Source organism: Sphingomonas segetis (assembly GCF_009720245.1).
Taxonomy (GTDB): Bacteria; Pseudomonadota; Alphaproteobacteria; order Sphingomonadales; family Sphingomonadaceae; genus Sphingomicrobium; species Sphingomicrobium segetis.
Window position 1 is genome coordinate 24688 of sequence record NZ_WJSQ01000008.1, and the last position, 9869, is coordinate 34556.

At 65.7% G+C, this 9869-nt stretch carries 6 protein-coding genes; 3 read left to right on the top strand and 3 right to left on the bottom strand.

Translation table 11 applies throughout. The annotated features are described in order from the left end of the window. Window positions 1-22 precede the first annotated feature (22 nt). Window positions 23-1384 (top strand): glycoside hydrolase 5 family protein, encoded by a 1362-nt coding sequence (locus GH737_RS01800; protein WP_155263151.1) that lies wholly within the window; start codon window positions 23-25, stop codon window positions 1382-1384. A gap of 3 nt (window positions 1385-1387) precedes the next feature. Here the strand turns inward: GH737_RS01800 and GH737_RS01805 are convergent, their stop codons facing one another. Beyond that, complete coding sequence (locus GH737_RS01805) at window positions 1388-2599, bottom strand: alpha-galactosidase (protein ID WP_230558572.1); 1212 nt, start codon at window positions 2597-2599, stop codon at window positions 1388-1390. Between the two features lie 74 nt (window positions 2600-2673). Between GH737_RS01805 and GH737_RS01810 the strand changes: the two genes are divergently transcribed. Both GH737_RS01810 and GH737_RS01815 read left to right on the top strand, forming a co-directional pair. Continuing rightward, complete coding sequence (locus GH737_RS01810; protein ID WP_155263152.1) at window positions 2674-4284, top strand: DUF5597 domain-containing protein; 1611 nt, start codon at window positions 2674-2676, stop codon at window positions 4282-4284. Further along, on the top strand, window positions 4281-7139 hold the full coding sequence (locus GH737_RS01815) for a glycoside hydrolase family 31 protein (RefSeq protein ID WP_155263153.1): 2859 nt from the start codon (window positions 4281-4283) through the stop codon (window positions 7137-7139). The genes GH737_RS01810 and GH737_RS01815 overlap by 4 nt, the downstream gene beginning before the upstream one ends. Here the strand turns inward: GH737_RS01815 and GH737_RS01820 are convergent, their stop codons facing one another. Beyond that, the gene (locus GH737_RS01820) at window positions 7140-8267 is read right to left on the bottom strand and encodes a DmpA family aminopeptidase (protein ID WP_155263154.1); all 1128 of its coding nucleotides are present in this window, start codon (window positions 8265-8267) and stop codon (window positions 7140-7142) included. A gap of 7 nt (window positions 8268-8274) precedes the next feature. Then, window positions 8275-9869: alpha-L-fucosidase (locus GH737_RS01825; protein WP_155263155.1), on the bottom strand; the 1595-nt coding region annotated here is incomplete at its 5' end.

Sequence of the window (9869 nt, forward strand, 5' to 3'; positions counted from 1 at the left end):
GTGCGCAAACAGGGAGAGACAGATGACCGCAAGGATCACGCGACGGGGCCTGCTCGTCGGCACTTCGGCATTGCTCGCCTCGTCTGCAGCGATCGGCGGGCCGCGCCGGCCGGCGTTCGTCCGGGCGGAAGCGATGCGGTTCGCCCATGAGGGCGCGCCGTACCGGGTCGCCGGCACGAACATGTGGTACGCGGCTTATCTCGGCGCCGATGCACCGGTCGGCGACCGCGACCGCCTGAAGCGTGAACTCGACCGGCTTGCGGCGCTCGACGTCAACAACATCCGGATCCTCGGCAGCAGCGAACTCTCGCCGCTCAGGAATTCGGTTCGCCCGACGTTCCGCGACCGCACACCGAAGTTCAACGAGGCGCTGCTTCGCGGCCTGGATCACGCCCTCGCCGAAATGGGCCAGCGCGGCATGACTGCCGTCATCTACCTGACCAATTTCTGGGAGTGGTCGGGAGGGATGATGACCTATCTCTACTGGACCAACGGCGGCCGCTACATCGACATGAACGACCCGGGGCACCCGTGGCCCGAGTTCCCCGACATGGCTTCCGATTTCTACGGCCAGGCCGCCGCGGTGAAGATGTTCGACGATTATGTTCGCGCCGTCGTCGGCCGCCGCAACACCGTGACCGGAAGGCTCTATCGCGACGACCCCGCGATCATGTCGTGGCAGCTCGCCAACGAGCCTCGGCCCGGCGGCAGCGAGGAGGCGGGACGCCGGCACATGGCTGCCTACCTCGCGTGGATCGGCGCCACCGCGCGCCTCATCAAGTCGCTCGACCCCCACCACATGGTGTCGACCGGAAGCGAGGGGACGCAGGGCTGCATCAACGATGCCCAGTGCGTCGTCGACGCGCACAGCTCGCCGTCGGTTGATTATGTCACCGCGCACATCTGGCCGCAGAACTGGAGTTGGGCGGACCCGAACGATCTCGCCGGCACCTGGCCGACGGTCGAGCGCAACACGCGCGACTATATCGGCCAGCAGCTCGCCATCGCGCGGCGGCTGAACAAGCCGCTGGTGATCGAGGAATTCGGGTTCCCGCGCGACGGCGGGAGCTTCGATCCGGGCACGCCGACGACCTACAAGGACCGCTTCTACCAGCTCATCTATGCGGCCGTTCTCGACAGCGTCCGCTCGGGCGGGCCGCTCCAGGGCAGCAACTTTTGGGGCTGGGGCGGCGAAGGGCGCGCGCAGCATGCCGACCATCGTTTCGTGCGCGGCGACACCCGCTATGTCGGCGACCCGCCGCACGAACCGCAAGGCTGGTACAGCGTTTTCGACGTCGACGCGTCCACGCAGGCGGTGATCCGCGATTACGCAAGTGCCTCGAAGGCGGCGCCTGCGCAGTCCGCGAAGGGCGAACGCGGATAGGGCCTAGGACGCGATCCGGAACATCGCGACTCCGTGCGGCTCAATTGTCGCTTCGATCGAGCCGGTCCACCTGCCGACATCCCTGTGCGCCCACAGGTCGCGCACATTCGCGCGGACGCTTGCAGGCCAGCCGAGTTCGTCGGCACTCGCGCGGATCGATGCGGACGCGTCGCCGCGGTTGAACAGCAGCACCGCGCGTCCGCCGCCTGAAAGCGGCTTAACCCACACTTCACGGTCGCCGTCCTTCCACACCCGGCGGCCCTGAACGCCGAGCTTGTCCTGGTCGATCGCGATTACGTCCTTGTTGAGTAGAATCGAGCGCGTGCTCTCGTCCATGTGCGCGATGTCGTTCCCGGCCATCAGCGGCGACGCCATCATCGCCCACAGCGAGAAATGCGCGCGATATTCGGCCGGTGACATCCCCCCGTTGCCGACTTCGAGCATGTCGGCGTCGTTCCAGTGCCCCGGCCCGGCGTAGGGCCACAGCGGCTCGTTCATATCGACGATCGCGGTCATCGGGTGAGCCCAGTCGCGCTTGGGGTCCTTGGCCGAGAAACTGTCGAAAATGTCACCGGTCGTGCGCCACAGATTGCCGACGTTCTGCGCCCATAGCCACGGCCTGGCGGTACCCCATTCGCACATCGAAAACACAATTTCGCGTCCGCTCTGGCGGAGCGCGTCGGCCATCAGCGCATAGGCCTCCTGCGCGTTGCGATCGCCGGTGCTGCACCAGTCGTACTTCAGATAGTCGACGCCCCAGCGTGCGTAGGTCAGCGCGTCCTGATATTCGTGCCCCTGGCTGCCGGGGCGCCCGCCGCAGGTCAGCCGGCCCGCGTCCGAATAGATTCCGAACTTGAGCCCGCGCGAATGGACGTAGTCGGCAAGCACCTTGATACCCGACGGGAATTTCTTGGCATCCGCGGTGATGAAGCCGTTGGCGTCGCGCGGCCCGTGCCAGCAATCGTCGATCACGACATATTGGTACCCGGCGTCGCGCATCCCCGAGCTGACCATCGCGTCGGCCGTATCGCGGACGGTCTGCTCGTTCACGTCGCACGCGAACTTGTTCCAGCTGTTCCACCCCATCGGCGGCGTGAGCGCGAGTCCGTTCGGCGCCTTGTTCACGACTTCCTGCGTGGTCTCCGCGAGCGCCGGCGCCGCGGTGAGAGTCGCCGCGACCGCTGCCGAGACCATCAAGTTCACGATGCGAGACATGCCCCCTCCCAAGCTCCCCTTCGGGTCTTGCGTTAGCGCTACCAAACGGCAATGCCGGACGCGAGGGGAGAATCATGACCGGCTTGCGCGCGCTGCTGATCGGGGCCTTGCTGACGGTTGCCGGCGCAGCCGCTTACGCGCAGACAGCGCCGCTCCCGCGCGTCGTCGAATCCGGCGGCAGGCACGCCTTGCTCGTCGATGGCAAGCCGTTTCTGATGCTCGGCGCGCAGGTCAACAACAGCAGCAATTATCCGGCGATGCTTGCTGACGTCTGGCAGGTCGTCGATCCGCTCCACGCCAACACCGTCGAGATTCCCGTCGCCTGGGAGCAGATCGAGCCGACGGAAGGCAGATTCGACTTTTCTTTCATCGACGCGCTGCTTCCGCAGGCGAGGCAGCATGATGTGCGGCTCGTCTTGCTATGGTTCGGAGCGTCCAAGAACACTTCCCCGAGCTACGCGCCCGAATGGGTGAAGAGCGACACCAGGCGCTTCCCGCGCATGGTCACCAAGGCCGGCAAGACTCACTACGTCTTGTCCCCCATGGCGCGCTCGACTCTCGCCGCTGACAGCCGCGCCTTCGGCGCGCTGATGCGCCACATTCGCGAGGTCGATCCGCAACACACGGTGGTGATGGTGCAGGTCGAAAACGAGACTGGAAGCTATCAGTCGCCGCGCGATTTCTCGCCCGAGTCCAACCGCTTGTTCGCTGAGCCCGTCCCTCGCGAGCTCGGCAAGAGCGGAACCTGGGCGCAAGCCTACGGCTGGAAGGCGGACCAGGCGTTCAACGCCTGGCACACCGCGCGCTATGTCGACCAGGTCGCTGCTGCGGGTCAGGCCGAGCTGAACCTGCCGATGTACGCAAATGCGTCGCTCAGCGATCCGTTCAAGGAAGAAGGCGCGCAGTACGGCGCGAGCGGCGGGCCGAACTGGAACGTGATCGACATCTGGAAGGCCGCCGCGCCGCACCTCGCGCTGGTCGCGCCCGACATCTACGACCGCGACGAGAAGGTCTATCGCGCCCAGCTCGACCATTATGCGAGGTCGGACAACGCGCTCCTCGTCCCCGAGAACGGCAACGCCCCCGAATATTCCCGCTTCCTGTGGCTCGCGCTCGGCAAGGGCGCGATCGGCTGGGCGCCGTTCGGGATGGACGCGACCGGCTATTCCAACTTCCCGCTCGGCGCGAAGCAGCTCGACGCCGAGACGCTCGAGGCGTTCGCGTCGAAATATGCGCTGCTCGCGCCGATCGCGCGCGACTGGGCGCGCCTGGCGTTCGAGCATCCGGCGATCGGCTTTGCAAAGCCCAAGGACGGCTCCGACCAGTCCGCGGCGCTCGGCCGCTGGAAGGTCACGGCGATGTACGGGATGTGGGAGTTCGGCGAGCGCGACTGGACCTGGATCGACATGCCGCCGCACCCGAACAAGGACAAGCCGGTCGGCGGGGCCGCGGTAATCCAGCTCGGCCCGGACGAATTCCTGCTTGCAGGATCGGACGTCCGCATCCGCTTCGGTCTCATCAAGCCCGCAGCCGGCGAGAACGTCCAGTTCCTCGACGTCGAGGAGGGCACGTTCGAGAACGGCCGCTGGGCGATGAAGCGCCGCTGGAATGGCGACCAGACCGACTACGGACTGAACCTGACGCGGCCGGTGCTGCTCAAGGTTCGGATGGGGACGTACCGATGAGAAAAGCAGTGTTCGCGTGCATCATGGCGGCAGTGAGCTCGGCCGCGCTTGCGCAAAGCTACCGCCGCACCGAGACCGGCATCCTCGTCACCCCAACCGCCGGACCGGTCGTGCAGCTGCAATCGTACGGCGAGGGAGTCATTCGTGTCACCGAAGCGCCGTCGCCGGACGTGAAGCTTCCGGCGAGCCTGATGGTGCGCGCCACACCGATCGCTGGCGGTTTTACCGTTAGCGAAGGGCCGGGCTCCGTCACGCTCGGCACCGGCAGCGCCTTCGCCGATGTCGACCTCGCGACCGGCAAGGTCCGCTTCCGCGATGCAGCCGGCAAGCCGGTGCTCGAACAAAGCGGCCCGCCGACGTTCAAGCCCGTGACCGCCGAAGGCACGCCTTGGCTCTCGATCTCGCAGCAGTTCAACCGCGGGACCGACGAGGGCTTCTACGGGCTTGGCCAGCACCAGTTCGGCCAGATGAACTACAACGGCGAAGACGTCGAGCTGATGCAGCACAACATGGACGTCGCGATTCCGTTCGTCGTGTCGACGCGCAATTACGGCCTGCTGTGGGACAACAACTCGATCACGCGCTTCGGCGATCCCGAGCCCTACACCTACGCCGGCGCGCCCGACGACCGGTTGCGGGTCAATGGCGGCAGCGGCTGGACCGCGACCTATTCGGTCAAGGGCAAGACGATCGCGACGCGGCAGGAGCCGACGATCCAGCTGCAATATCTCGAAGACGTGAATCGCTGGCCCGCAGGCACGCGCAAGCCCGACATGCAAAGCACGGTCGACGGCCTCCACGTAACCTGGGAAGGCACGGTGACTCCGCGCAACGGCGGCCTGCACCGCTTCCGGCTCTACGGCTCGAGCTATTTCAAGGTCTTCGTCGACGGCAACGAAGTGCTAGACCGCTGGCGGCAGAACTGGAACCCCTGGTACCATAATTTCGACGTCGCGCTTGCCGCGGGAACGCCGCACAAATTGCGTGTCGAGTGGGAGCCGGACTCGGGCTACATCGCGCTTCTGCACAACGACCCGCGCCCCGAGCCCGACCGCCATTCGCTGACCCTCACGTCCGATTTCGGCCGGGCGGTCGATTATTATTTCATCCCCGGCAGCAGTATGGACGAGGTGATCGCCGGCTATCGCCACCTCACCGGCAAGGCGCCGATCCTGCCCAAATGGGCGTACGGCTTCTGGCAGAGCCGGCAGCGCTACGAGACGCAGGACCAGCTGCTCGGAGTCCTTCGCGAATATCGCAAGCGCAAGCTGCCGCTCGACAATATCGTGCAGGACTGGCTCTACTGGCCGATGGACCAGTGGGGCTGCCAGTGCTTCGACCCGGCGCGCTTCCCCGATCCCAAGGCGATGGTCGACGAGATCCACGACAGCGGCGCGCACGTGATGATCTCGGTCTGGGCCAAATACTACAAGGGCTTGCCCAACTATGATGCCTTGAACGGGATCGGTGGCATTTACGAGCGCATGTCGAACCCGCGTCCGGACGAGCCCAAGGACTCGAATTACATCAAGTGGATGTACCTCGACTGGGTCGGGCCCGGCTATTTCAACGCCTTTTACGACGCTTACAATCCGGCCGCACGCGACCTCTACTGGAAGCAGGTGCGCGAGGGGATCGAGAGCAAGGGGTTCGACGCTTGGTGGCTCGATTCCGACGAGCCCGATTTCCACTCGAACATCTCGCCTGCGGAAACCGCGTACCGGATGGGCCCGACCGCGATCGGCCCAGCGGAGCCCTACTTCAACTCATTTCCGATCGTGCACGTCGATGGAGTCCACGACCACCAGCTCGTCGACAAGCCCGATGTGCGCCCCTTCATCCTCACCCGTTCGGCCTTCGGCGGAATCCAGCGCGACAGCGCCGCGGTCTGGTCCGGCGACGTTGCGTCGCGCTGGGACAATTTGCGCGAGCAGATTTCGGCAGGCCTCAATTTTTCGCTGTCGGGCGGACCGAACTGGAGCCACGACATCGGCGGCTACACGATGGAGCCGCGATTCCAGAAACCGACCGCGGCGGATCTCGCCGAATGGCGCGAGCTCAACACGCGCTGGTTCCAGTTCGGTGCCTTCTCGCCGATCTTCCGCAGCCATGGCGAGAACATCAAGCGCGAGATTTACGAGCTATCGCCGACCGGCTCGCCGACGTACGAATCGATGGTCTGGTACGACCGGCTTCGCTACCGGCTGATGCCGTACATCTACACGCTCGGCGCCAACAGCTACTTCGACGACGGCACGATCATGCGCGCGCTGGTGATGGATTTCCCAAGTGACAAGAAGACCTGGGACATCGACGACGAATATCTGTTCGGCCCCGCGTTCCTCGTCGCACCGGTGACCGAATACAAGGCACGGTCGCGCACGGTCTATCTGCCGGCGGGAACCTGGTACGACTTCTACACCGGCCGCAGCACGAAGGGCGGGCAGACAATAACCGCCGCCGCGCCGTATGAGCGCATGCCCTTGTTCGTCCGCGCAGGCTCGATCGTCCCGACCGGCCCCGCCATCCAGCATACCGGCGAAGCCAAGGGCGCCCCGGTCACCCTCAACGTCTACACCGGCGCCGACGGCAGCTTCTCGCTCTACGAGGACGACGGCACCAGCCGCCAATATCTCCACGGCCAATATTCGCGCATCCCGCTGAAGTGGGATGAGCGGACGAACACGCTGACCATCGGCGGGCGCGCGGGCAGCGGCTACAACGGCATGGCGACCAAGCGCGAAATCAACATTCGCTGGATGAGGCCGGGAAGCCCACGCACGCTGTCGTTCGATGCCAAGCCTGATGCCGGCGTCACCTATACAGGCGCGCCGCTCACGGTCACGATGCGCTGATTAGCGCCGCGCGCGCTTGTAGAGCTTCACCACCGCATCGACCGGCAGCGCTTCGATGTGACGGCCGTTGCCGTCCATCGGCGTGGCCGCGAATAGCGAGTTGATCGCCGCCTCTTCCGCCGCCTCGATCGCGGCTTCGAACAGCGGCGACATCTGCTCGTTGGGAAGGTCGATGATCGCGCTCGGCTGCCCCCGCCGCTCCGGCGTCCGGCGCACATCCGCGTTGGTCGAGAAAGCGATCGCATATTCGCCCGAGCCGTTGGTCATCGGCGAGCCGGTGCGTGCGATGCCCAGCAGGCCGCGATGGGCCAGCCGCTCGAGGTTGCGGTCACTGAGCGGCGCATCCGTCGCCACCACCACGATGCACGATCCGTCGCCGCTCGCGGTCGAGAGCTCATCCTTGAGGAAATATTTCCCGAGCGCCTGCCCGACCGGCACGCCCGCGACCTGAAGCACGCCGCCGTAATTTGTCTGCACGAGCACTCCGACCGTCCATCCGCCGAGGCTCGCCGGAAGCCTGCGTGAGCTGGTTCCGATCCCGCCTTTCCAGCCAAATGCGATCGTTCCCGTTCCCGCGCCGACGGCGCCTTCCTGCACCGGCCCTTCGCGCGCCTGCTCGATGGCCGCAATCGCATCGGCGGGCCTGACCCGACGGGCGCGGATGTCGTTGAGCGTGCCGTCGTTGGTTTCGCCGACGACCGCATTTACCGAGCGCACTTCCTCGTTGCCGTACTGCTTCAGAGTCCACTCGATGACGCCCGCAGCGGCTTCCGGCACGTTCAGCGTATTGGTGAGCACGATCGGAGTCTCGATCTCGCCGAGCTCCTCGATCTGCGTCGAGCCCATGAACTTGCCGTAGGCATTGCCGACTGAGAAGCCGGCGGGAACCTTGTCCTGGTAGAGATTGCCGCCGTGCGGGAGGATCGCGGTGACGCCGGTACGGATGCTCGCGCCCTCGACGATCGTCACTTGCCCGACGCGCACGCCGCCAACGTCCGTAATCGCGTTGAGCGGGCCGGTGGGGAGAATGCCGAACGAAATCCCCGCTTCGCGGGCGCGAGGGCGGTGCTCGGCACGAGCGGCGGTGGTCATAGCCGCGAGAACAAGCAGCAGTGCGATTTTGCGCATCGGTTCGTCATACTAAGCCGCGGCCGACGATGCGAATGGCCGGCGTGAAGCCATCATCCCGCGGCAGGGTGACGCGCAAAGCATCGGCATCGCGCTGGAACTGGAGCGGAGGCCCGCCGAGCAGCTCCACCCCTTCGATCACAGCACCGGGCAAGTTACGCACGCCGAGCGAGGCAATCGCGCTTTCGCGTTCGGGCCATTCCATGAAGATCGCATAGACCGCGCCGCCTCTAGCCGTGAAGCGCATGTCCTCGCTCGTCAGCGGCTTGGCCTTGTCCTCGCCGAACGCTCCTGCGGGCGGCGGCTTCGTCGGCCCTTCTCCGAAGATGCGCCACGGCCGGGTGCCGAAAATCGCCTCGCCATTGCGCCGGGTCCAGGCCGCGATTTCGTCGAGTATCGCCTCTTCCTTGTCGTCGATCGTTCCATCGCCGCGGATCGGAATGCTGATAAGCAAATTGCCGTTCTTCGACACCACGTCGGCGAGCATCTGCACCACCTGCCTGGCGCTCTTGTAGCTGCCCTCCTCGTAAATGCGCCGCGAATAATGCCAGTTGCCGATGCAGGTCGCCGTCTGCCACGGCTCCTGCTGGATCGCATCGAGCGTGCCGCGTTCGACATTCGATACCAAAGCGCGCCGCTCGAACGGGCCCGCCTGTCCCGCCGTGATCACCACGTCCGGCGTCCCGTGCCACCGCGTCGCCTGGTTGTAATAATGCGCGACCGCCTCGAGCCCGTACTCGCCGAACGGCACTTGCTGGTGATCGAGATAGACGATGTCGGGCCGGTAATCCTCGACCATCTGCTTCTGCCGGGCGAGCCATTTCCCGACGAACGCAACGTTGCCCGTGGGCACCCCTTCGAGCCATTGCCCGTCGCGCTTATCGTGCCAGTCGAACATGACCTCGTCCGACACGATCCCGTCGGGCGGCACGTAATAGGGCCCTGTGTAAAGCTCCTGCGGATCGAGCCCGTCCCAGAACTTGCCCCTCCCGTGGCGCTTCCTCAGCCAATAGGCATCGTACCGCCGCGCGCGCATCGGGCCTTGCGCGTCATAGCCGTACGCAACCTGGTACCAGTGCCACGCATGTCCCGAATGGTTGGAGACGCCGAATTTCAACCCCGCGTCGCGCACCAGCGGCGCCCACGTCCCGAGGATGTCCCGCTTCGGTCCGACGCGAGTGCTGTTCCACGCGTGGTGGCGGCTCGCGAACAGGTCGAGGTTGTCGTGGTGGCAGCCCATTGCCATCAGGTAGCGCGCGCCGGCGGCTTGATAGCGCTTGAGCAGATATTCGGGCTGCCAGCTTTCCGCCTTCCACTGGCCGATGATGTCGATGAACCCGGTGCGGCTCGGATGGCCATAATGCTCGAGATGATGCTCGTACGCCGTCTCCGCCGGGAACCACGGCTGGCGCCCGCGCACGTACATCAACCGCGCGTACCAGTCGCCCCATTCGGGCTGGCACTGCGGGCCCCAATGGGTCCAGATCCCGAACTTGGCGTCGCGAAACCAGTCGGGCACGCGGTAGCGGCTCGCGAGCGATCGCCACGTCGGCGCGAACGGCCCGCTGGTCTGCGCGACGGCGCTGCCCGCGCAGGCCGCGG